Source organism: Duganella sp. Dugasp78 (assembly GCF_059491455.1).
In genome coordinates this window covers 338,237-357,391 of sequence record NZ_CP168506.1, presented here as the reverse complement: position 1 = coordinate 357,391, position 19,155 = coordinate 338,237, and the positions used below count along the sequence as shown (strand labels likewise).

At 63.3% G+C, this 19,155-nt stretch carries 21 protein-coding genes and 1 pseudogene; 9 read left to right on the top strand and 13 right to left on the bottom strand.

The features are described from left to right. Positions 1-336: 336 nt before the first annotated feature. The gene (locus ACEN9O_RS01665) at positions 337-729 is read right to left on the bottom strand and encodes a VanZ family protein (RefSeq protein WP_495615928.1); all 393 of its coding nucleotides are present in this window, start codon (positions 727-729) and stop codon (positions 337-339) included. Positions 730-1,018: 289 nt separating this feature from the next. Next, entirely contained in the window at positions 1,019-1,780 is a 762-nt protein-coding gene (locus ACEN9O_RS01660) for an SDR family NAD(P)-dependent oxidoreductase (protein ID WP_495615927.1), read from the bottom strand. Positions 1,781-1,875: 95 nt separating this feature from the next. Between ACEN9O_RS01660 and pyrF the strand changes: the two genes are divergently transcribed. After that, positions 1,876-2,697, top strand: coding sequence for an orotidine-5'-phosphate decarboxylase (gene pyrF, locus ACEN9O_RS01655; protein WP_495615926.1), 822 nt, complete (start codon positions 1,876-1,878; stop codon positions 2,695-2,697). An 80-nt stretch (positions 2,698-2,777) separates the two neighbouring features. Here pyrF and sbcB read toward each other — a convergent pair whose 3' ends face one another. After that, the gene (gene sbcB, locus ACEN9O_RS01650) at positions 2,778-4,220 is read right to left on the bottom strand and encodes an exodeoxyribonuclease I (protein WP_495615925.1); all 1,443 of its coding nucleotides are present in this window, start codon (positions 4,218-4,220) and stop codon (positions 2,778-2,780) included. 74 nt (positions 4,221-4,294) lie between these two features. On the opposite strand from sbcB, the pseudogene ACEN9O_RS01645 reads away from it, so the two are divergent. Next, positions 4,295-4,807 (top strand): annotated as a pseudogene (locus ACEN9O_RS01645) (DUF5610 domain-containing protein); the annotation flags it as partial. Between the two features lie 139 nt (positions 4,808-4,946). On the opposite strand, the gene ACEN9O_RS01640 reads toward ACEN9O_RS01645, so the two are convergent. Next, entirely contained in the window at positions 4,947-5,930 is a 984-nt protein-coding gene (locus ACEN9O_RS01640) for a GGDEF domain-containing protein (RefSeq protein WP_495615924.1), read from the bottom strand. A gap of 141 nt (positions 5,931-6,071) precedes the next feature. Between ACEN9O_RS01640 and ACEN9O_RS01635 the strand changes: the two genes are divergently transcribed. Continuing rightward, entirely contained in the window at positions 6,072-6,851 is a 780-nt protein-coding gene (locus ACEN9O_RS01635; protein ID WP_495615923.1) for a helical backbone metal receptor, read from the top strand. Between the two features lie 17 nt (positions 6,852-6,868). On the opposite strand, the gene ACEN9O_RS01630 is transcribed toward ACEN9O_RS01635, so the two are convergent. The 4 genes from ACEN9O_RS01630 to ACEN9O_RS01615 all read right to left on the bottom strand — a co-directional run bounded on the left by ACEN9O_RS01630 (position 6,869) and on the right by ACEN9O_RS01615 (position 10,319). Continuing rightward, on the bottom strand, positions 6,869-7,240 hold the full coding sequence (locus tag ACEN9O_RS01630; RefSeq protein ID WP_495615922.1) for an HPF/RaiA family ribosome-associated protein: 372 nt from the start codon (positions 7,238-7,240) through the stop codon (positions 6,869-6,871). Positions 7,241-7,320: 80 nt separating this feature from the next. Then, complete coding sequence (locus tag ACEN9O_RS01625) at positions 7,321-7,986, bottom strand: DUF1345 domain-containing protein (protein WP_495615921.1); 666 nt, start codon at positions 7,984-7,986, stop codon at positions 7,321-7,323. Then, the gene (locus ACEN9O_RS01620; protein ID WP_495615920.1) at positions 7,983-9,224 is read right to left on the bottom strand and encodes an MFS transporter; all 1,242 of its coding nucleotides are present in this window, start codon (positions 9,222-9,224) and stop codon (positions 7,983-7,985) included. The genes ACEN9O_RS01625 and ACEN9O_RS01620 overlap by 4 nt, the downstream gene beginning before the upstream one ends. Positions 9,225-9,290: 66 nt before the next feature. Then, positions 9,291-10,319: a CDP-6-deoxy-delta-3,4-glucoseen reductase gene (locus tag ACEN9O_RS01615; protein WP_495615919.1), complete on the bottom strand. Its 1,029-nt coding sequence runs from the start codon at positions 10,317-10,319 to the stop codon at positions 9,291-9,293. Positions 10,320-10,331: 12 nt separating this feature from the next. Here ACEN9O_RS01615 and ACEN9O_RS01610 point away from each other — a divergent pair, with 12 nt between their 5' ends. Continuing rightward, positions 10,332-11,210: an NAD-dependent epimerase/dehydratase family protein gene (locus ACEN9O_RS01610; RefSeq protein ID WP_495615918.1), complete on the top strand. Its 879-nt coding sequence runs from the start codon at positions 10,332-10,334 to the stop codon at positions 11,208-11,210. On the opposite strand, the gene ACEN9O_RS01605 is transcribed toward ACEN9O_RS01610, so the two are convergent. After that, positions 11,211-11,474: a hypothetical protein gene (locus ACEN9O_RS01605; protein WP_495615917.1), complete on the bottom strand. Its 264-nt coding sequence runs from the start codon at positions 11,472-11,474 to the stop codon at positions 11,211-11,213. Positions 11,475-11,635: 161 nt separating this feature from the next. Here ACEN9O_RS01605 and ACEN9O_RS01600 point away from each other — a divergent pair, with 161 nt between their 5' ends. Both ACEN9O_RS01600 and ACEN9O_RS01595 read left to right on the top strand, forming a co-directional pair. Beyond that, positions 11,636-11,881 carry a hypothetical protein gene (locus tag ACEN9O_RS01600; RefSeq protein ID WP_495615916.1) on the top strand — a complete coding sequence of 82 codons (246 nt, stop codon included), beginning with the start codon at positions 11,636-11,638 and terminating at the stop codon, positions 11,879-11,881. A gap of 260 nt (positions 11,882-12,141) precedes the next feature. Then, positions 12,142-12,381 carry a hypothetical protein gene (locus ACEN9O_RS01595; protein WP_008445950.1) on the top strand — a complete coding sequence of 80 codons (240 nt, stop codon included), beginning with the start codon at positions 12,142-12,144 and terminating at the stop codon, positions 12,379-12,381. Positions 12,382-12,470: 89 nt separating this feature from the next. Here ACEN9O_RS01595 and ACEN9O_RS01590 read toward each other — a convergent pair whose 3' ends face one another. The 4 genes from ACEN9O_RS01590 to ACEN9O_RS01575 all read right to left on the bottom strand — a co-directional run bounded on the left by ACEN9O_RS01590 (position 12,471) and on the right by ACEN9O_RS01575 (position 17,371). Further along, positions 12,471-12,671, bottom strand: coding sequence for a hypothetical protein (locus ACEN9O_RS01590; RefSeq protein ID WP_495615915.1), 201 nt, complete (start codon positions 12,669-12,671; stop codon positions 12,471-12,473). 96 nt (positions 12,672-12,767) lie between these two features. Further along, positions 12,768-13,436 (bottom strand): glycine-rich domain-containing protein, encoded by a 669-nt coding sequence (locus ACEN9O_RS01585; protein ID WP_495615914.1) that lies wholly within the window; start codon positions 13,434-13,436, stop codon positions 12,768-12,770. Positions 13,437-13,573: 137 nt separating this feature from the next. Continuing rightward, complete coding sequence (locus tag ACEN9O_RS01580; protein ID WP_495615913.1) at positions 13,574-15,412, bottom strand: CHASE domain-containing protein; 1,839 nt, start codon at positions 15,410-15,412, stop codon at positions 13,574-13,576. A gap of 192 nt (positions 15,413-15,604) precedes the next feature. Next, on the bottom strand, positions 15,605-17,371 hold the full coding sequence (locus ACEN9O_RS01575; protein WP_495615912.1) for a glutamine--tRNA ligase/YqeY domain fusion protein: 1,767 nt from the start codon (positions 17,369-17,371) through the stop codon (positions 15,605-15,607). A 167-nt stretch (positions 17,372-17,538) separates the two neighbouring features. Between ACEN9O_RS01575 and ACEN9O_RS01570 the strand changes: the two genes are divergently transcribed. The 3 genes from ACEN9O_RS01570 to ACEN9O_RS01560 are packed head-to-tail and all read left to right on the top strand — an operon-like array spanning position 17,539 to position 19,141. Then, positions 17,539-17,832: a DnaJ domain-containing protein gene (locus ACEN9O_RS01570; protein WP_117015446.1), complete on the top strand. Its 294-nt coding sequence runs from the start codon at positions 17,539-17,541 to the stop codon at positions 17,830-17,832. 26 nt (positions 17,833-17,858) lie between these two features. Then, the gene (locus ACEN9O_RS01565) at positions 17,859-18,362 is read left to right on the top strand and encodes a hypothetical protein (protein WP_495615911.1); all 504 of its coding nucleotides are present in this window, start codon (positions 17,859-17,861) and stop codon (positions 18,360-18,362) included. A gap of 2 nt (positions 18,363-18,364) precedes the next feature. Then, positions 18,365-19,141, top strand: a complete 777-nt coding sequence (locus ACEN9O_RS01560) for a hypothetical protein (RefSeq protein ID WP_070267567.1) — start codon at positions 18,365-18,367, stop codon at positions 19,139-19,141. The last annotated feature ends 14 nt before the right edge of the window (positions 19,142-19,155 follow it).

Genomic DNA, 19,155 nt, shown 5'->3' with positions numbered 1-19,155 from the left:
TCAAAATGGCTAGCCTTTGATTCAGAGGCCGACTATCCGGTTTTGTTCCCCTCCATCCTGCCGCAGTTGATATACATCAATTGCGGAGTGCTACTCACACGCAATAATTGTTGGGTATCACTTTAAAGGACATCGATATGTTGACACGCGTGACAGACATTATTATCGAAGATTTAATTAATTCAACCTATGGAAACGCGCCGGACCCTCGTTGCCGGCATTTATTAACGCATTCATTGCACGAACTGGTACGCGTGGCCAAGGCGGAGCAATTGCAGCAGATGCGTTGGGACGTGGAGCTGGCGATGGGCGCGCCTGGAGAACGCGCCGGAGATATCAGTGTGACGGCTGGATGCGATAGCGGGTCCACAGGCCCCACATGAATAGTGCCATCAGCACGGCGGCGTTGCAGTCGACCAGCCAGTCGGACACGGCACCATGACGATAGGGAAAGAAACTTTGTACATATTCGTCGAGTGCGCCCATCAGGGCGATGGTCAGTACCGCCTTGCCGGCGCGCAGCCGCAAGTTGCCGGTCCCACCGGTGAAAATCAGAAAGCTCAAGCCGGCATAGGCGATTGAATGCAGCACCAGTCCCGAGGCCACCTGGCCGATGTCCTGGCGGGCGCCGGGCAGTGAGCCCAGTATCAGGATCAGCAGGTACAGGACGATGGCGGTCCAGTAGCGAAGTCGGGCGTGGGAATTGGTCAGGAAGAATAGCTTGATCATGACCCGGACAATACCATGCAGCGCAAAAAAGGGGGAGTGGTGCACCGGAAGCCCGGTGCACCGTTCTTCCGTCATGCCTATCGGTTGCATGTACTGAAGATGCGACCAGTATAGGAAGCGAATATGACGCTGTAATGACAACGAGCAAAAAAAAAGCCCGCTGGTTAAAGCGGGCTTAAAACTATTTTCTTGGAGGAGAATAGTGGAGACAGGTGTAATTATGGGGGTGTGAAAGATATGTGTCTAATTTTGGTTTCAGATACCAGACATCATTAATGCATATAACTCTTTATTTCACCGGCACCGTGTAGTTCAGGGCCAGCCGGCCGCCGTCCACGTACAGCGTCTGGCCGGTCATGTAGCTGGCGTCGTCGCTGGCCAGGAAGGCGGCGATGGAGGCCACTTCCTCCGGCTCGCCGCAGCGGCCCATCGGCGTGCGCGACAGGATGGTCTGGCGCGCTTCCGGGCTGGCCATCACGGCCTGCTTGGCCAGTTCGGTCAGGATGGTGCCGGGGCCGATGCCGTTGACGCGGATGCCGTGCGTGACCAGGTTCAGCGACATCACCTTGGTCAGCTGGTTGATCGCGCCCTTGGACACCACATACGGCACCTGGTTCGGAATCGCCAGCTCGGCATTCACGCTGGACATATTGATGATGCAGCCGCTGTGCTGCTTGGCCATCTCGCGCGCCACCGCCTGGCCGCACAGGAACATGGATTTGAGGTTGATGCGCAGCACGCGGTCGAAATCGTCCTCGGTCAGGTCGAGGAAATCGGCGGCGTGGGTGACGCCGGCGTTGTTGATCAGGATGTCGATGCGGCCGAATTCGGCCAGGGTGGCGGCCACCAGCGCGTCGACGTCGCATTTCTGGCTGACGTCGGCGGCGAAGAAGCGCGCCTGCTCGCCCAGCGTGGCGGCGGCGGAGGCGCCTTCCGGCTTGATGTCGACCAGCATGACCTTGGCGCCTTCGGCCACCAGGCGCTGCGCGCAAGCCAAGCCTATGCCTTGGGTGGCGCCGGTCACAATCGCGACTTTATTGGTAAGTTTCATAGGAATTTGCTTTCTAAGGAATGAGGGCCAAATTTTAACAGGCCGGTGCAGGGGCGTTACAATAGAGGGTTTGCAACAAATTCGAAGGGTGCGTCGTGACTTTCATCAACAAATTATCTGCCGCCTGGGCGGCCAACGACTCCCTGCTGTGCGTGGGCCTGGATCCGGACATGGCCAAGCTGCCGGCCCAGTTTCAGAGCGACCCGCAAGGCATCTATCACTTCTGCCGCGAAATCATCGACGCCACCGCCGACCTGGCATGCTCGTTCAAGCCGCAGATCGCCTACTTCGCGGCGCTGAGCGCGGAAGACCAGCTGGAGCAAATCTGCCACTACGTGCGCGACAACTATCCGCACATCCCGGTGATCCTGGACGCCAAGCGCGGCGACATCGGCGCCACCGCGCGCCAGTACGCGCGCGAAGCGTTCGACCGCTACGGCGCCGACGCGGTGACCGTCAACCCCTACATGGGTTCGGATTCGGTGGAACCGTACATGGAGTGGAGCGACCGCGGCGTCATCATCCTGTGCCGCACCTCCAACGCGGGCGGTTCGGACCTGCAGTTCCTCAACGTCGACGGCCAGCCGCTGTATCAGCACGTGGCGCGCCTGGTGGCGGACAAGTGGAACGCCAACGGCCAGTGTGCGCTGGTGGTGGGCGCTACCTTCCCGGAAGAACTGGCGCAGGTCAGGGCGATTGTTGGCGACATGCCGCTGCTGGTGCCGGGTATCGGCGCGCAGGGCGGCGATATCGAGGCCACCGTCAAGTCGGGCCGCACCTACGACGGCACCGGCATGATGATCAATTCCTCGCGCGCGATCCTGTACGCGGCGCCGCAGGCCAAGGAAGACTTCGCCGCCGCCGCGCGCCGCGTGGCGCTGGAAACGCGCGACGCCATCAACCAGCATCGCGGCTGATAGCCGTCATTCCCGCGTAGGCGGGAATCCATGCTGAGCTCGCGTTCTATGGGTCCCCGCTTTCGCGAGGACGACGGCGTTTAGTGCGCTGGAGCGATCAGCTCCACGTACTCGTACAGCTCGGCCAGTATCTGTTCGGCGCGCTCATCGGCATCCTGTTGCAGATGGTCGATCTCGCCGAAGAACTGGTCGATGCTGCGGGCACCGCCTGCGCCTTCGTAGAAGCGCGCCGCGCGGTGCTGTTCCCAATGCTCCATCTCGGCTTCGGACAGCGTCTCCGGGAAGTTGCGCGCGCGGTAGCGGAACAGCAGCTCCAGCAGGCGCGGATCGCTGAACGACGGCGATGCCGTGGCCAGCCTGGCCGGCGTCTCCTTGCGCAGCGAGTCCAGCATGCGGCGGTCGTCCTTGCCGACGAAGCCGTTGTACAGATCCTCGTCCACATCCAGCTCGTCGCCGGCCGGACGGTAGAACACCTGCTCCCATATCGCATCCATGTTGCGCCCGGCCGCGGCCAGCGCCGCATAGGCCTTGCCTTGCTCCAGGTCGATGCCCCACCTGGCCGCCATCGCCGGCGACAACGTCTTCAGGTTGGCCACCAGCATCGGCGACTTGTTCAGGTGGATGCTCTTGACCGGCAGGCGCGTCACGCCTTCCGGCAGTGCGTCGCTGCGGCTGAAGATGCGGGTGCGGATGGTGTCGGCGTCCAGCGTGAACAGCTCGCTCGGATCGTAGGTGCAATCCCAGACGATCACCTCATTCTTGTTGGTCGGATGGGTGGCCAGCGGCCACACCAGCGCGATGCAGCCGCGCTCGGCCGGGAACATGCCCGACACGTGCAGGAACGGCGCGCGCAGCTGCGGCGCCAGGTGCATGCCGATCTCGTCGGCCACGCGGTCCTTCTTGTGCAGCGCCAGGCAGAAGTCGAACAGCTTGGGCTGCTTCTGCTTGATCAGGCGCGCCAGCGCGATGGTGGCGCGCACGTCGGACAGCGCGTCGTGCGCCGCCTCGTGCAGCAGGCCGTTGGCCTTGGCCAGGTGCTCCAGCTTGAAGCTGGGCTTGCCGTCCTCGCGCAGCGGCCATTCGATGCCCTCCGGGCGCAGCGCGTAGGTCATGCGCACCACGTCCAGCAAGTCCCAGCGGCCGCACTGGTTTTGCCATTCGCGCGCATACGGGTCGATCAGGTTACGCCAGAACATGAAGCGGGTGATCTCGTCGTCGAAGCGGATGGTGTTGTAGCCCACGCCGATGGTGCCCGGCTTGGAGAAGGCTTGCTCGATGGTGGCGGCGAACTTGTGCTCCGGCACGCCCCATTCCAGGCACTGCTGCGGCGTGATGCCGGTGATCAGGCAGGATTGCGGGTCCGGCAGGAAATCGTTGGCCGGTTTGCAATACAACATGATGGGATCGCCGATCTCGTTCAGGTCGGCGTCGGTGCGGATCGCGGCGAATTGCGCCGGGCGGTCGCGGCGGGCCTGGGCGCCAAAGGTTTCGTAGTCGTGCCAGAGAAAGGTCTGTGTGGTCATAGTTGCGGTCAAGGGGGCTACAGTTATTCTTAAATCTGCCGATAATTCAAAGATATTCCATCAGGAGCCACATCATGGCCACTCCCGTCTCTGCAACCTCCGGCAGTACTACGGCCGCGACGCCGGTCCTGGCCAAGGACGACAGCAATGTGAGCGTCGCGGCCAAGGCCAAGGCGCAGCTCAATGTGTCTATCGTACAAGCTTCGCTGACGGTGTCGCTGAATTCTTCCAACGATCCGCTGTCGGTGGTGCTGAAAACGGCGCTGACCGGCATTAACGAGGCGCTCAAGGACGATTTCGGCGACAACGCCATCCAGAACGCCGTGTCGCAGGATAATACGCCGGAAGGCACCGCGAGCCGCATTGTATCGCTGTCGACCGCGTTTTATGAAGCCTTCCAGCAGCAGCACCCCGGCGAGGAGGGCGATGTGGTGCTCAACAAGTTCATGGATACGCTGAAAAAGGGCGTGGACCAGGGCTTCAAGGAGGCGCGCGGCGTGCTGGACGGGCTGAAGGTGCTCAACGGCGATGTGGCCAGCAATATCGATAAGACTTACGAGCTGGTGCAGAAGGGCTACGCCGACTTCGCCGCCGCGCACCAGGCGTAGCCGGCGGCCGGCGCCTAAGCGTCATTCCCGCGCACGCGGGAATCCATACGGCGTGGAGGAGGCAAGCGGCCTATGGATTCCCGCCTGCGCGGCGGTCCGCCGCTGCGGAACGACGGCGTTAGAGTTGCGGTGCGTGATGGGCCACGCGGTTGCGGCCCTGGTCCTTGGCGCGGTAGAGCGCGCCGTCGGCGGCGGCGATCAGCGCGTGGTCGTCCTGTCCCGCCTGCAGCGTCGCCACGCCGAACGAGGCCGTGATCTGCGGCAGCGCCACCCGCATGTCGGCAAACACCACCGCCTGCTGCATCCGTTCGCACAGGCGCTCGGCCACCGCCACCGCGACCTTGTCGCTGGTGTCCGGCAGCAGCACCATCATTTCCTCGCCGCCGTAGCGGACCGCGAAATCGGTCGGCCGCAGCGCGCTGCTGAGTACGTGCGCGGCAGCGCGCAGGGCTTGGTCGCCGGCCAGGTGGCCGTGGCTGTCGTTGAATTGCTTGAAGTGGTCGAGGTCGATCATGATCAGCGCCAGCGGCGCGTGCGAGCTGTGCGCGGTGGCGATCATGGTCGGCAGCAGGTCGTTAAGCCAGGCGCGGTTATACAGCCCCGTCAGGCCGTCGATCATCGACAGCTGGCGGTAGAACTCGCCCAGCTTCTGGCGCCGGCGCAGCTGCGCGTTGGCGGCGCGGATGCGGAACGACAGCAGCCGCAGCAGGTTACGCGCCAGCACATTCGATTCGTCGATCAGCTTCCACACGATGTCGGCCTCGATCACCAGCACCTCGCTCCGCTCCAGCGCGGTGATGCTCGACAGGTTGGCTTGCTCGTCCAGCACCGATTGTTCACCCACGCTTTCGCCCGGCAGTATCTTGCTGACGGTGCCGTCGGCCATGCCGGTGCGGGTGTCGGTGGCCACCGACAGCGCGCCGCTCAGCACGATGTAGAGGCGGGCGCGGCTCGATTCGGCGACCGCCTGCTCGGCTTCCAGTTGCATCACGGGGCAGGGCGCCAGCAGCCTGGCGATGGCGGCGTCGTCGTCCGCGTTGCGCAGCAGCTGCAAGTCGCTGATCTGGTAGCGGGAGGCGCCGAAGGTGCAGATTTGTTTCAAGATGGTCTTTCAGGATGCTGATGGGCAAGCACAGCAATCATAGCTGAACTGTCCTGGCTCCAGTGTAAATTTCAGCCCGCAGTTGTTGCGCGATGTATCCGCAGATGCTTCAATGTCGGATTGCCTACACTGGATAACAATATGGACTATACCGACGCGATCGGCACCCGGCATCAGGCCGATCCGAACGCACGCATCGTCTCGCTGGTGCCGTCGATTACCGAGCTGCTGTGCGAGCTGGGCTTGGCCGGGCAGCTGGTGGGCCGCACCGGCTTTTGCATCCATCCGGCCGGGGTGGTGCAAGCCATCCCCAAGGTGGGCGGCACCAAGGATGTGAATATCGAAAAAATCCGCAAGCTGGCGCCGACGCATCTGGTGGTCAACATCGACGAGAACGAAAAGCCGACCGTCGAGCTGCTGGCCGAATTCATTCCGAACATCGTCGTCACCCATCCGCTGCGCCCGCGCGACAACCTGGAACTGGCGCGCCTGATGGGCGGCGTGTTCTGCCGCGAGCAGGCGGCGGCCGACTGGTGCGCCGCGTTCGAGGCGGAATACGCGCTGCTGCGCGCCATGCCGCCGGGCCGGCCGCAGACGCTGTTGTACTGCATCTGGCAAGACCCGTGGATGACGGTCTCGCGCGACACCTACATCGCGCGCATGCTGGAGGAAATCGGCTGGAGCGTGCCGGACCTGGGCGAGCTGCGTTATCCGCGCTTCGAATGGTCGTCGGAGCTGATCGCGCAGGTGGATGGGGTGTTGCTGTCGAGCGAACCGTATCGCTTCACGGAAGCCCATGCGGACGCGCTGGAAAAGCAGATCGGCAAGCCGGTGTTATTGGTCGATGGGGAGATGATGTCGTGGTACGGCAGCCGGTCGCTGCAGGGATTGCGGTATTTGCGGGAGCTAGCACAGCGCTAGCTCCGCCCGTTTCAGAATTATTCGGTGTCGTCCGTGTCGGCTTCGGCCGGCACGGCGCCGTCGGCGTGACGCTTGTCCTTGTCATGCAGGCGGCCCAGGGCGCTGTCGATGGCGCGCTTGAGTTTGTCCGCCGAACCGCCTATCGCCTGGTGCAGCGTGGCGGCGTGATCGCTGACGGCGATCGGTTGATATCCGGTGACGCGGGCTTCCATCAGGCAGCGGTTGTCGCCGTCGGCCGATTTCTGCACCAGGTTGTCGCTCAGGTGGACTTCGACGCGGGTGATCTGCTCGCCGAAGCGGTGGAGGGCATTGCTCACGACCGTTTGTACATGTTCATCCAGACCGGCATGGCGGTCGATGGTTTTGTCGGCATTGATATTGATTTGCATACGCTTGCTCCTGTTTGTTGAACTGCAAAACAATATTACTCCTTTTCTGCTTAGGTTCCCGTTAAGAAGCACATCACGGGCTAAGCATTGATGAGCGAAGCGGCAATATTGATCGACAAGCCGAGGATGGCCAGGTTGTAGAAGAAGCACAGCACCGACTGCGCCAGCACCACCTGGCGCAGGGCGCGGCTGTGCACGGACACGTCCGAGGTCTGCACCGCGACCGAGATCGTGAACGAGAAATACAGGAAATCCCAATAGTTCGGCGTCAGCTGCTGGTCGGGGAACTGCAGCGGTTTCTTGCCGTCGTTATTGATGTAGTACAGATGCGCGTAGTGCGAGCAGAACATGATGCCTATCATGAACCACGAACCGGTCAGGGTCAGTATCACGAAACCGTAGTGGTAGACCATGTCGGCCGGCGGCGAGTCCTTCAGGGTCGACAGCTGCGAGACGATGGCCGCCAGGCTGATCATGATGGCGATCGACAGCGTGGCCAGGATCACCGGTCCCTTTTCATCCTGGCGGCAGGCGGCGCGGCGGATGTCGTGCTGGTCGGCGCGCGCCATCATCCAGCCCATCGACAGCAGGTAGGTCCAGACGGTGATATTCCATGCCGTCAGCAGGCGCGGCACCAACGCCCAGGTGTCCGGCAGCAGCGGGCCGCTCAGGGCGCCCAGCAGGATGGCCAGGCTCAGGTGAGGGCGGCTGTGGATGATGCCCGGCAGGCGTATGCGCAAGGTCATGGTCGGTCCTCGTGGGGAAAGCGGTTCATGCGCGACAGCACGGGGAACAGCACGGCCCAGGCGCCGGTCACGGCCAGGGTGGCGGCGCCGCCGAACAGCACCGCGCGTGTCAGGCCCATCCAGCCGGCGGTCAGGCCGGATTCAAATTCGCCCAGCTCGTTCGAGGCGCCGATGAACACCGAGTTCACCGCGCTGACGCGGCCGCGGATGGCGTCCGGCGTTTCGTACTGCACCAGCAGGTGGCGCACGTAGACGCTGATCATGTCGCCGGCGCCCATCAGGAACAGGGCCGCCAGCGCGACGATGAAGGTGGAGGTGGCGCCCAGCACCAGCGTGCAGACGCCGAACACGGCGACGCCGCCCAGCATCCACAGCCCGACCCGGCGCGTGATCGGGAAGAAGGCCAGCGCGACCGAGCACAGGGCGGCGCCGACGCCGGGCGCGGTGCGCAGCATGCCCAGGCCGGTCGGGCCCACCTGCAGCACGTCGTGCGCCAGCGCCGGCAGCAGCGCGGTGGCGCCGCCGAACAGCACGGCAAACAGGTCGAGCGAGATCGCCCCCAGCACCACCGGTTTGGACCAGACGAAGCGCAGGCCCTCCAGCACCGTGTGCCAGGTGGCCGGCTCGCGGTTGCTGGGCTGCTTGACCGATTTGACCAGCGACATCATCACCACCGCGGCCACCAGCAGCGCCGAGGAAATCATATAAACCGTTTTCGGCCCGGCCAGGTAGAACAGGCCGCCCAGCGTGGGGCCGAGGATCACGGCGACGTGGAAGCTCGACGAGCTCATTGCGACGGCCTTGCTGAAGCTCTCGGCCGGCACCAGGTTGACCAGGATGGCTTGCGTGGCCGGCCCCATGAAGGCGCGCGCGCTGCCGAACAGCACCAGCACGGCAAACACCGGCCACACGGCGCCGAGCCCGGCGACGGTGAAGCCCAGCAGCGTCAGCCCGCACAGCAGTTGCGCGCCCAGCGCCAGCGCGACCAGGTTGCGGCGGTCGTAGCGGTCGGCGGCGTGGCCGGCGATCAGGATCAGCAGCAGGAAGGGCGCGAACTGCGCCAGGCCGATCAGGCCGAGGTCGAACAGGTTGTGGGTCAGCGCATAGACTTGCCAGCCGATGGCGACGTTTTGCATCTGGACCGCCAGGGTGGCGAGGGTGCGGGCGGAAAGGTAGAGGGCGAAGTTGCGGTGGCGCAGGACGCTGAAGCCGTTGCTGGAACTGGGACTGGCGGTCATTTGAGCTTTCAGGGAGCAGAGCCTTGGGACTCCGCATCCCTGTCTGCTCCCGGTGGAGATGGATGCTTAGGGCTGGTTGATGTCGGCTTCGGTGGTGAAGGCGTCGGCGTAGAACTCGTCCTCCGGCAAGCCGCATTGGGCGACAAAGTCGCGTTTGGCCGATTCGACCATGATCGGCGCGCCGCAGGCATACACCTGGTGGCCGGACAGGTCGGGCAGGTCGGCCATGACGGCGGCATGCACGAAGCCGGTGCGGCCGCTCCAGTGGTCTTCCGGCTGCGCGGCCGAGATCACCGGCACGTAGGTGAAGTTCGGCAGGATGGCTTCCCATTGGCGGCACAGCGCGTCCATGTACAGGTCCTGCGGGCGGCGGCCGCCCCAGTACAGGGTCATCGGACGCTGCGAATCCTGCGCGCGCAGGTGCTCGATGATGGCCTTGATCGGCGCGAAGCCGGTGCCGGAGGCCAGCAGCACCATCGGCTTGTCGCTGTCCTCGCGCACGAAGAAGGTGCCCATCGGGCCTTCGAAGCGCAGGATGTCGCGTTCCTTCATGGTGCTGAACACCTGGTCGGTGAACAGGCCGCCCGGCATGTGGCGGATGTGCAGGCTCAGCGGCTGGTCCTGGTCCGGCGGCGAGGCCATACTGTAGCTGCGGCGCTTGCCGTCGCGCAGCATGAATTCGATGTACTGGCCGGCGCGGTATTTCAGCGTCTCGTTGGCCGGCAGTTGCAGCGTCATGACGACCACGTCCGGCGCCAGTTTTTCCAGCGTCGCCACGCGCGACGGCATCTTGCGGATCGGGTAGTCGTCGCTGCCGGCCACTTCGCGCGCCTCGATCACCAGGTCGGCCTGCGCGGTGGCGCAGCAGAACAGCGAGTAGCCGGCCGCTTCCTCGTCCTTGGTCAGCGCGCGCTCCTGGTGCGCCTTGTGCGTGACCGAACCGGAAATGACCTTGCCTTTGCAGGAACTGCATGCGCCGTTCTTGCAGCCGTAGGGCAGGCCGACACCGGCGCGCATGGCCGCGGCCAGCACGGTTTCGTCTTCCTCGCAGCTGAATTGATGGCCGCTGGGCTGTACAGTGATTTGAAACGTCATACAATCCTTCAAATGAAAAAACTTACTATCCAAAAATTCAAGCTGCCGCGCCTGTTGATCGTGGGTTGTGGCGATGTTGGCATGCGGCTGCTGCCGCTGTTGCGTCCGTATTTCCGCGTGTTTGCCACCACCAGCCAGCCGTCGCGCTGCGCCGAATTGCGCGCGCTGGGTGCCGTGCCGCTGGTGGCCGACCTGGACCAGCCCGCCACATTGCGGCGCCTGGCCGGTCTGGCGGACCGTGTCGTGCACCTGGCGCCGCCGCCGGCCGACGGCGTGCTGGACCGCCGCACGCGCAATCTGACCGCCATTTTACCTGAGCACGCCCGGATGGTTTATGTCAGTACCACCGGTGTCTATGGCGATTGCGGCGGGGCCATGTTTGACGAGAGCCGTCCGGTGGCGCCGCGCAACGCGCGCGCGTTGCGCCGGGTGGATGCCGAGCGGGTGCTGCGGGGCTGGGCGCGGCGCGCCGGTGCGCAGTTGTCCATCCTGCGGGTGCCGGGCATTTACGCCGCCGACCGCCTGCCGCTGAAACGCCTGCAGGCGGGAACGCCGGCCCTGGTCGAGGCGGAGGATGTGTACACCAACCACATCCATGCCGACGACCTGGCCGCCATCATCGTGCGCGCGCTGTTCCGCGCCTTGCCCAACCGGGTTTATCACGCGGTGGACGACAGCGATATGAAGATGGCGGCGTATTTCGATGCGGTGGCGGACGCCTTCCGGCTGCCGCGCCCGCCGCGTCTGCCGCGCGCGGAACTGCAGCAGGTGGTGACGCCGGCCTTGCTGTCCTTCATGTCGGAATCGCGGCGGCTGAGCAACGGCCGCATCAAGCGCGAACTGGGCGTGCGCTTGCGCTACGCCACCGTGGCGCGGATGTTGAAGGGCTGATCAGGCGCGCGGCGGACGCTTTTTCTGCTGCACGCGCTGCTGCTGCTTCTTCTGGGTCTGCACTTTGTTCTGTTTGGCATCGTAGAGGGCGACGGCGTCCTGGCGGGCCTGTTCCACGGTGCGCAGTTCCGGCTTGTCGTCGTGGGCGACGAAATACTCGGCGTCCTGGGCGTCGACCACCAGCTTGATGGCGGCGGCGTCGTCGAGATCATAGATTTCGTGGAGCAAGGTGGTTACTTCGTCGAGAAATTCTTCGTAGGTCATGGGAGTAGGTAAAAACAAGTAAAGACGGAGTGGAACTTGCACTTTTGCAAGTCACTTCCGGGGTGTTTGTGCCAAAATGGCAACGTAATTTGTATGAGCTATATCAATCAAGTCCGCACATGATACGATATTGTTAGCCATCTCACGAAGGAGCCATGGGTATGACAGCCACTTCCCATCCCAGCAAAGAGCAGGTTCGCGCCTATATGCACCAGCGGGAGGGCGACCGCCGCCCGCCACCCACGCCGGACGAGATCCGCCGCCAGCTGGGCTGGCACTACAATTCTCACGACGTCGATTTCCTCGGTTCCTCCACACTTCTCCTCCCAGGCACTATCGCCCAACTGGCCGCTTTGATGGCCGTTGAATGGTGTTTTCGTGCCGCCGGCATCAGCCGATCCAACTGACTTTACCAATATTTATACCTTTTCTTGTAACAAATATCTTCCTAGCACAAGAAATAGGGGTAGAATCTCTCTAAATCTCACAGAAATGTCTGATGAGTTAGCCGTTCGTTAACGTAAACGTGTATTATCTCGGCTAAGCACTAAAAACCGGCATAAATGACTGTGTTTTGTAGTGCTTCATTGGTAATAGAGCTAAAAATTTTTTTTACCCATGTGTCGTTTTTTGTCTGAGACGGCCAGAAACCTACTTAAAAAACATTATGTCTATCAAAGAAATCACCGCGTCGCCGACCTACAACCCTAATCGCGTGCTGGACGCCATCATCGAGAAGTTGCAGCTGAAAAATGATGCGGCCCTGTCGCGTGCGCTGGAAGTGGCGCCACCGGTCATCAGCAAGATCCGTCACAACACGCTGCCTATCGGCGCGACCATCCTGATCCGCATGCACGAGATCAGCGATTTCAGCATTCGCGAACTGCGCGAACTGATGGCGGCCTGATGATGGCATAGCCCCAAAGAAAACGGCGCGGACCTGTTGGTCACGCGCCGTTGTCTTATGTGGCGAGGCTGGTCTGCGGTTGGCCTGTATCAGGCCGACGTGCTGATGGTAGTGCCGATGCGCTGGCCGCTGGTATTGACGGTCGGCGCGGCCGCCGCTTGCGGCGGCGCTGGCGGAGCCGGCGGCGTGACGCGTTCGGCAGGTTGGTTCGTCGCCTTCACCGGCTCAGGCTGGCGTGGCGGTGTCGCTTGTACGGCGGCAGTACTGGAAGCTACGGTATTGACAGCCATGATGAACTCCCATCATCCATAAATATCCCCAGAGTATGCCACTTATTTGAGCAGGCCGCCTGTTCGCTTTGCCTGGTGTGGTGCAAACGCCAGCGCTCAGGCCGACGGCGCCAGGCGCGGACGGTCGCTGTAGAAGCTGGCGACGCGGGCCTGCTCGATGATGGCGCCTGCGTCGGCTGCGGTTTGCAAGCCTTCGGCCACGTTGCCTGGTGCTGCCGAGTAGGCCGTCATACCCCGGGCGGCCGAATACGCGGTCTTCGCGGCAACACCGGGCGCGGCCGAGTAGGCGGTTCTGGCGGCAATGCCTGGGGCGGCCGAGTAGGCCGTCATGCTTGGCGCAGCCGAGTAAGCCGTCACGCCCGGCGCGGCCGAGTAGGCCACGTCCTGATGCGCCGCGCCGCGCAGGTAAGATACACCGAACGTTGCCTCATACAATTCCTGCATGCGATGGCCGAGACGCTCGTGCGCCGCCAGGTCATCCTCGCCACGCAGGCCGATGTACGGGAAATGGTGCAGGAAGTGACCGAACACGGCGTCGCAGTCGGCGGCGTATTTCATGGTGTCCAAGATATGGTAGTGCCAGAAGGTATCCACATCGACCAGTGGCGCGGTCTGCTCGTTCGGGAACTGCTTCATCAGGAACAGGAAACGGCGGTACTCCGTTTCGATGGCGTTGGCGCGCTCCAGCGTCCAGCCCTCGCCAGACTCCTTGTGCATCAGCTTGACTTTGATCGGCTCCAGGTCCAGTGCGTTGATCACATTCATGGCATTTCCTTTTGCGTTGATGAGGCGGGTTGAAAAAGTGGAATAAATGCAATTCTTGACCAGCGTCATGAAGTCGCCTTTGATATTTCTCAAGCTTTGTCAGGAATGTCCTAGCGGAGCTGGGAATGTGCTGACGCTCACGCGGTCGCGTCGGTCGCCAGGCGGGCAGTGGCCGGGTGGTCGGCCGCCGGGACCGGCTCGTAGTCGACCGGCACCGAGATCGACACCGTGGTGCCGGCGTTGTGGCCGCCGGTGACGGCACAGTGGCCGCCGAGCAGGCTGACGCGCTCCTCGATGCCGACCAGGCCGAAGGAACCGACCTTGTTGCGGCTGCTCTCGCGCAGGCCGACGCCGTTGTCGCTGATGGTCATGCTGAGCATGCCGCCAGCCTGGCGCAGCTCGACCCGCACCAGGCTGGCGCGCGCGTGCTGCAAGATGTTGCTCAGCGATTCCTGCAACACGCGGAAGAAGGCGGTGGCGCAGCGGTCGTCGATGCGGATGTCGCTCTGGTGCTCGATCAGTTCGCAGACGATGCCGGAGCGCTGGCGGAACTGGGCGATCTGCCATTCCACGGCCGCGTTCAAGCCCAGGTCCAGCACGGTCGGCCGCAGGTCGTTGATGATGTGGCGCACGCTCTTGATGGTGCAGTCGATCTGGGTCAGCGTGCTGCGCGCGCGCGCGTGCAGGCGTGGATGGTTGTGCCGGGTGCGCGAGGCCAGCACGTCGGCCTCGATGCGCAGCACCAGCAGGTTCTGGCCCAGGTCGTCGTGGATTTCGCGCGCGATGCGCTTGCGTTCCTGCTCCTTGATCTGGTCGGCGTGGGCCGCCAGCTGGCGCAGCTTGTGGTGCGACAGCTGCAGCTTGGCCTGGCTGTCGCGCAATTCCTTGGTCATGGCCTTGGCCATCTTGATGGCGCGCATGCGCGACGACGACAGCGTGTGGAACAGCAGGTAGAACAGCAGTGAGCCGACAAAGCCGCAGGCCATGGCCAGCCATGGCAGGAAGGCGTCGAAGCGGCTGTACCAGAGCGTCCTGGGGGCGCTGAAATGGGCCGACCATTGGCGGCCGTTGAAGTCCAGCGGCAGCACGATGGCGAACTGATCGTCCCGGCGCGCCGTGTGCCGCGCGTTGCTGCTGTTGTCGTACAACAGGGTGAGCGGCGAGGTGCTGCCATCGGCGTTCTTGCCGTCGTCGTATAGCATCAGGTGCACCTCGCGCACCTGCATTTGTTCCAGCGCCGCCTGCACCAGGCGCGGCACGCTGAAGCCTATGCCCACCGAACCGATGTAGGCCGCGCGGCGCTGCGCCACATTGTTCAGCGGTACGTCCTTGCGGTATAGCGGCAGGCGCAGCGCCAGCGCCCAGCCTTGCGCGGTGCGGGTGTTTTCGATCGGCATGCCGGAGGTGATCAACTGGCCGGTGTCGCGCGCCAGCGCGATGGCGTGCCCGGCTTGCGCCCTGGCGCTGATGTCGATGCCGAGCCGGTTGCGGTAGGGCGCGATCGGTTCGATCATGGTCAGCACCGAATACTCGTCGCGCCGGCCCTCGGGTTTGATGGTGAAGTTCGGGTAGCCATCCGGCCGGCCGTCGCCGCTATGGGCGGCCTGGCGCTCGAAGGCGTCACGCTGGGCATCGGTCACGTGTTGCGTGAAATTGACGTTGTCGAGCGCGGGAAACTGCTGATCCAGGTTCAGGCCGCTGACGTAGCGGTGAAAGCTGGCGCGGCTCACATGCTCGCTGGCGTTGAAGAAACTGGCGCTGCCGCGCAGCACGTCGGTGTAGGCGTTGATACGCGAGGCGATATTGTATTGGGCGTTGCGGGCCTGCTGGGTGAAGCGTCCGGCCGCGTCATGCTCGATGGTTTTATGCACCATCACATAGCACAGCGCGCCGATCCCCAGCGATAGCAGGACACCAGCCCACCAGACCGGCTTGGTCGGCGAGAATAATTGTTTTTGCGCAAAAAACGCTGCCATATCGCTTGCCTGAGGCAACTCCTGGTGCCAGATGTATGATGAGTGATGAATATAGGAAACTTTAGCGATGCCGGTCAAGTAAATTTGTAAATTTGCTATGTGTCCTATACCGTTTGAGACAACTGCCAATGCAAGAGGCCGGCGATCCCGTGGGAAAACGCCGGCCTCAGTGGTTACGGGCTGTGGCGGCGCTTACTTGGCAACCCAGCTGTCTTTCAGCGTGACGATGCGGTTGAAGACCGGCTTGCCTGGCGTGGAATCGACGCGGTCGGCGACGAAGTAGCCGTGGCGCTCGAACTGGAAGCGCTGGTCCGGCTGGGCCGCGCTCATGCCCGGCTCCAGGTAGGCGGTGACGACTTCCTTGGCGTTCGGGTTCAGCAGCGAGATGAAGTCCTTGCCGCCGGCGTCCGGGTTGGCGTCGGTGAACAGGCGGTCGTACAGGCGCACTTCGGCTTCCAGCGCGGTGGCGGCGGAGACCCAGTGGATGTTGCCCTTGACCTTGTAGTTGTCCGAGCCCGGCGTGCCCGATTTCGAATCCGGGAAGTAGTTGACGTGCACCGCCACCACTTTGCCGTTCTCGTCCTTGTCGTAGCCGGTGCATTCGGTCACGTAGCCGTGGCGCAGGCGCACGCGGCTGCCCGGCTTGTCGTCGACCGGCGGCGCGTAGCGGAAATAGCCCTTGCTTGGCACTTCCATGAAGTCCTCTTCCTCGATCCACAGCTCGCGCGTGATCGGGAAGGTGCGCACGCCCATTTCCGGGTGGTGCGGGTGGACCGGCGAGGTGCATTCCTCGCTCAGGCCTTCAGGGTAGTTGTCGATGATCAGCTTGAGCGGACGCAGCACGGCGGTGGCGCGCGGCGCCTTCGGGTCCAGGTCCTCGCGGATGCAGCCTTCGAGCGTGCTCATGTCGATCCAGCCGTCGGCCTTGGTCACGCCGATGCGTTCGCAGAACAGCTTGATCGCTTCGGGCGTGTAGCCGCGGCGGCGCAGGCCGACGATGGTCGGCATGCGCGGGTCGTCCCAGCCGTCGACGATTTTTTCCTCGACCAGCTGGCGCAGCTTGCGCTTGCTGGTGACCACGTAGGTCAGGTTCAGGCGCGAGAACTCGTACTGGCGCGGCACCGGCAGCTTGAAGAAGCCGCCCGCCGACAGGGTTTCCAGCAGCCAGTCGTAGAACGGCCGGTGGTCCTGGAACTCCAGCGTGCAGATCGAATGGGTGATGTTTTCCAGCGCGTCCGAGATCGGGTGCGTGTAGTCGTACATCGGGTAGATGCACCAGGCGTCGCCGGTGCGCACGTGGTGGGCGTGGCGGATGCGGTAGATGGCCGGGTCGCGCAGGTTCATGTTCGGCGAGGACATCGCGTCTGCGCTGGTCTTGGCGCGCAGGATGTGCTCGCCGTCGGCGTATTTGCCGGCCCTCATGTCGCGGAAGATCTGCAGCGATTCGGCGGCCGGACGGTCGCGGAACGGCGAATTCTTGCCCGGGGTGTTGAAATTGCCGCGGTTGGCCGCCATCTCGTCGGCCGACTGGCTGTCGACGTAGGCGTAGCCTTGCTCGATCAGGTACTCGGCCATCGCGTACAGCTGGTCGAAGTAGTCGGAGGCGTAGTGCAGGTGGTGCTCGACGCCGCCGTTGGCGGCCGGGTAGTCGTAGTCAAAGCCCAGCCATTTGACGCTGTCGATGATGGTGTCGACGTATTCCTGCTCTTCCTTGGCCGGGTTGGTGTCGTCGAAGCGCAGGTTGCAGCGGCCCTGGTAGTCGCGCGCCAGGCCGAAGTTCAGGCAGATCGATTTGGCGTGGCCGATGTGCAGGTAGCCGTTCGGCTCCGGCGGGAAGCGGGTGATCACGCTCGGCATCCCCGGGCGCACGTGGGTGCCGGCCGCCAGGTCGGATTCGACGATGGCGCGCAGGAAATTGGAGGTCAGGACGGGCGCTGGGCTGTTTTTGTCGTTGCTCATCTGAAAAGTTGGCTTTGCAAAAGTTCGAGTGAAGGGCATTTTACCGTATCCCCTCTATGACAGCGGCGAAAATGCTGCATTGCGGCGGGGGCACTGGGATTTTGCCTACCCGGCACAGGTATAATTCGTCTTTAATTGTTTCGGCATCACGGCCCGGAGTTTCCAAAATGGAAAATTACTACAACACGCTGGGTATCGCGCCTAACGCCACCGACGACGAGATCAAGAAGGTGTACCGCTCGCTGGCGATGCGCTTCCACCCGGACCGCAACCAGGCGCCCGGCGCGGAGGCGCGCTTCAAGGCCATCACCAAGGCCTATGAAATCCTGTCCGATCCGGTCAAGCGCGAGGAATACAACCAGAGCGTGAACCACCGCATCATCATCGACCCGGAAGCGGAAGCGTACCAGTTGTGGCGTTCGGTGTTCAACCTGCATGGCACCGTGCTGCCACCGGCCTGAGCCGGTCACACTACAGAAAGCAAGCAATGTCTAGAAAAGTACACCCTGAGTTCGCCTATCAATCGCGCGAGCTCGAAGGCCAGATCGAGGGCATCCTGGGCGACCCTCCCGACCGCAAGAACTACCAGCGCATGATAGACGCGCTGGTCTCCGAGTACGCCAGCGGCGGCGGCATCGAGGATGTCAACATGCTGGCCTTCGCGCTGGTCGACCACCTGGAGTTCAACAACCCGAAAGGCCTGCTGGCCGAGGCGGAAGACTACGAGTTCGGCGACGCCGGCCGCGTGTTCGCCATGGCCTCGTGCAAGGGGGAGGAAGCGGCGCGCATGTACGCGGCGCTGGAAGAGAATCTGCCGGACCTGGCGCGCCAGGCCATCATCACCGCTTTCCTGTACAAGCATCCGCGCAAGTGGGACGACGACGACCAGTCGCTGGACCAGTTGTCGGCCAACGACGACGGCGACGACGTCGAGGACGAAGACCAGGCGACCGACGACTTCGCCCAGATGTTCGATCAGGATGGAGACTGACCATGACTGAAAAAAGTAATCTGCCGGCGCTGAGCAAGCAAGTGACCGAGCTGGTGCTTGCCGGTTCGCTGAGCCACGCCGAACAAGCCTTCGCCGAGGCGGCCGACCAGTTCGGCGACCTGGCGGTGGTGGAAGTGCTCAACAACATTCCGCCGCAAGTGACGGCGCTGCACATGGCCGGCTTCGACGGCGGCAAGATGTCGCTGGCGACCCTGCTGGTGCCGCCCAAGGCCTGGGCCGACAGCCTGGCCTTCTTTGCCGCCACCTGGCCGGACGACCTGATCGAGGACGATCCCGAGCGCATCGCCGAGTCGTTGTTCGCGCACATCCACGGCGTGGTGTTTTCCACCGACGACGAAGAGCGCCGCAACGAGCTGCTGGCGGCCGCCTCGGCCACTGACCACGGTTCGACCGCGTTCGCCATCCTGTTCTCGATGGCGCCGAAGGAAATCCTGGAAGTGGCCGGCGAGATCATCTCCAAGGGCCCGTACCTGACCGGCCAGACCTCGTCCGACAACGACGTGGTTCCGCTGGCGATCGCGCTGGCGCAGGCCTCGGAAGACGGCTGGGACCGCGCGCTGTTCGAGCTGTTCCCGGAGTTCCGCCACAGCGCCGACCTGGCCGACGCCGAATTCAGCGACGACCCGGACGACGAGCCGACCTTCCTGCAGCGCTCCACCAAGGAATTGCTGTACCGCTTGCGCAAGCAGGTACCGTCCACGCGCAGCGCCGCCAAGCCTGGTTCGCGCCGCAGCCTGGGCACCGGCATTTTCTCGTGATGGATAACTGATAC

What these genes read in the sequence shown, in the direction of transcription:
- ACEN9O_RS01580 (WP_495615913.1), bottom strand. Translation starts at nt 15,412, where the DNA reads ATGGCAGCGTTTTTTGCGCAAAAACAATTATTCTCGCCGACCAAGCCG.
- ACEN9O_RS01625 (WP_495615921.1), bottom strand. Translation starts at nt 7,986, where the DNA reads ATGACCTTGCGCATACGCCTGCCGGGCATCATCCACAGCCGCCCTCAC.
- ACEN9O_RS01620 (WP_495615920.1), bottom strand. Translation starts at nt 9,224, where the DNA reads ATGACCGCCAGTCCCAGTTCCAGCAACGGCTTCAGCGTCCTGCGCCAC.
- ACEN9O_RS01635 (WP_495615923.1), top strand. Translation starts at nt 6,072, where the DNA reads ATGGACTATACCGACGCGATCGGCACCCGGCATCAGGCCGATCCGAAC.
- ACEN9O_RS01595 (WP_008445950.1), top strand. Translation starts at nt 12,142, where the DNA reads ATGTCTATCAAAGAAATCACCGCGTCGCCGACCTACAACCCTAATCGC.
- ACEN9O_RS01610 (WP_495615918.1), top strand. Translation starts at nt 10,332, where the DNA reads ATGAAAAAACTTACTATCCAAAAATTCAAGCTGCCGCGCCTGTTGATC.
- ACEN9O_RS01585 (WP_495615914.1), bottom strand. Translation starts at nt 13,436, where the DNA reads ATGAATGTGATCAACGCACTGGACCTGGAGCCGATCAAAGTCAAGCTG.
- ACEN9O_RS01615 (WP_495615919.1), bottom strand. Translation starts at nt 10,319, where the DNA reads ATGACGTTTCAAATCACTGTACAGCCCAGCGGCCATCAATTCAGCTGC.
- ACEN9O_RS01660 (WP_495615927.1), bottom strand. Translation starts at nt 1,780, where the DNA reads ATGAAACTTACCAATAAAGTCGCGATTGTGACCGGCGCCACCCAAGGC.
- ACEN9O_RS01600 (WP_495615916.1), top strand. Translation starts at nt 11,636, where the DNA reads ATGACAGCCACTTCCCATCCCAGCAAAGAGCAGGTTCGCGCCTATATG.
- ACEN9O_RS01665 (WP_495615928.1), bottom strand. Translation starts at nt 729, where the DNA reads ATGATCAAGCTATTCTTCCTGACCAATTCCCACGCCCGACTTCGCTAC.
- sbcB (WP_495615925.1), bottom strand. Translation starts at nt 4,220, where the DNA reads ATGACCACACAGACCTTTCTCTGGCACGACTACGAAACCTTTGGCGCC.
- ACEN9O_RS01605 (WP_495615917.1), bottom strand. Translation starts at nt 11,474, where the DNA reads ATGACCTACGAAGAATTTCTCGACGAAGTAACCACCTTGCTCCACGAA.
- ACEN9O_RS01575 (WP_495615912.1), bottom strand. Translation starts at nt 17,371, where the DNA reads ATGAGCAACGACAAAAACAGCCCAGCGCCCGTCCTGACCTCCAATTTC.
- ACEN9O_RS01590 (WP_495615915.1), bottom strand. Translation starts at nt 12,671, where the DNA reads ATGGCTGTCAATACCGTAGCTTCCAGTACTGCCGCCGTACAAGCGACA.
- ACEN9O_RS01570 (WP_117015446.1), top strand. Translation starts at nt 17,539, where the DNA reads ATGGAAAATTACTACAACACGCTGGGTATCGCGCCTAACGCCACCGAC.
- ACEN9O_RS01560 (WP_070267567.1), top strand. Translation starts at nt 18,365, where the DNA reads ATGACTGAAAAAAGTAATCTGCCGGCGCTGAGCAAGCAAGTGACCGAG.
- ACEN9O_RS01630 (WP_495615922.1), bottom strand. Translation starts at nt 7,240, where the DNA reads ATGCAAATCAATATCAATGCCGACAAAACCATCGACCGCCATGCCGGT.
- ACEN9O_RS01565 (WP_495615911.1), top strand. Translation starts at nt 17,859, where the DNA reads ATGTCTAGAAAAGTACACCCTGAGTTCGCCTATCAATCGCGCGAGCTC.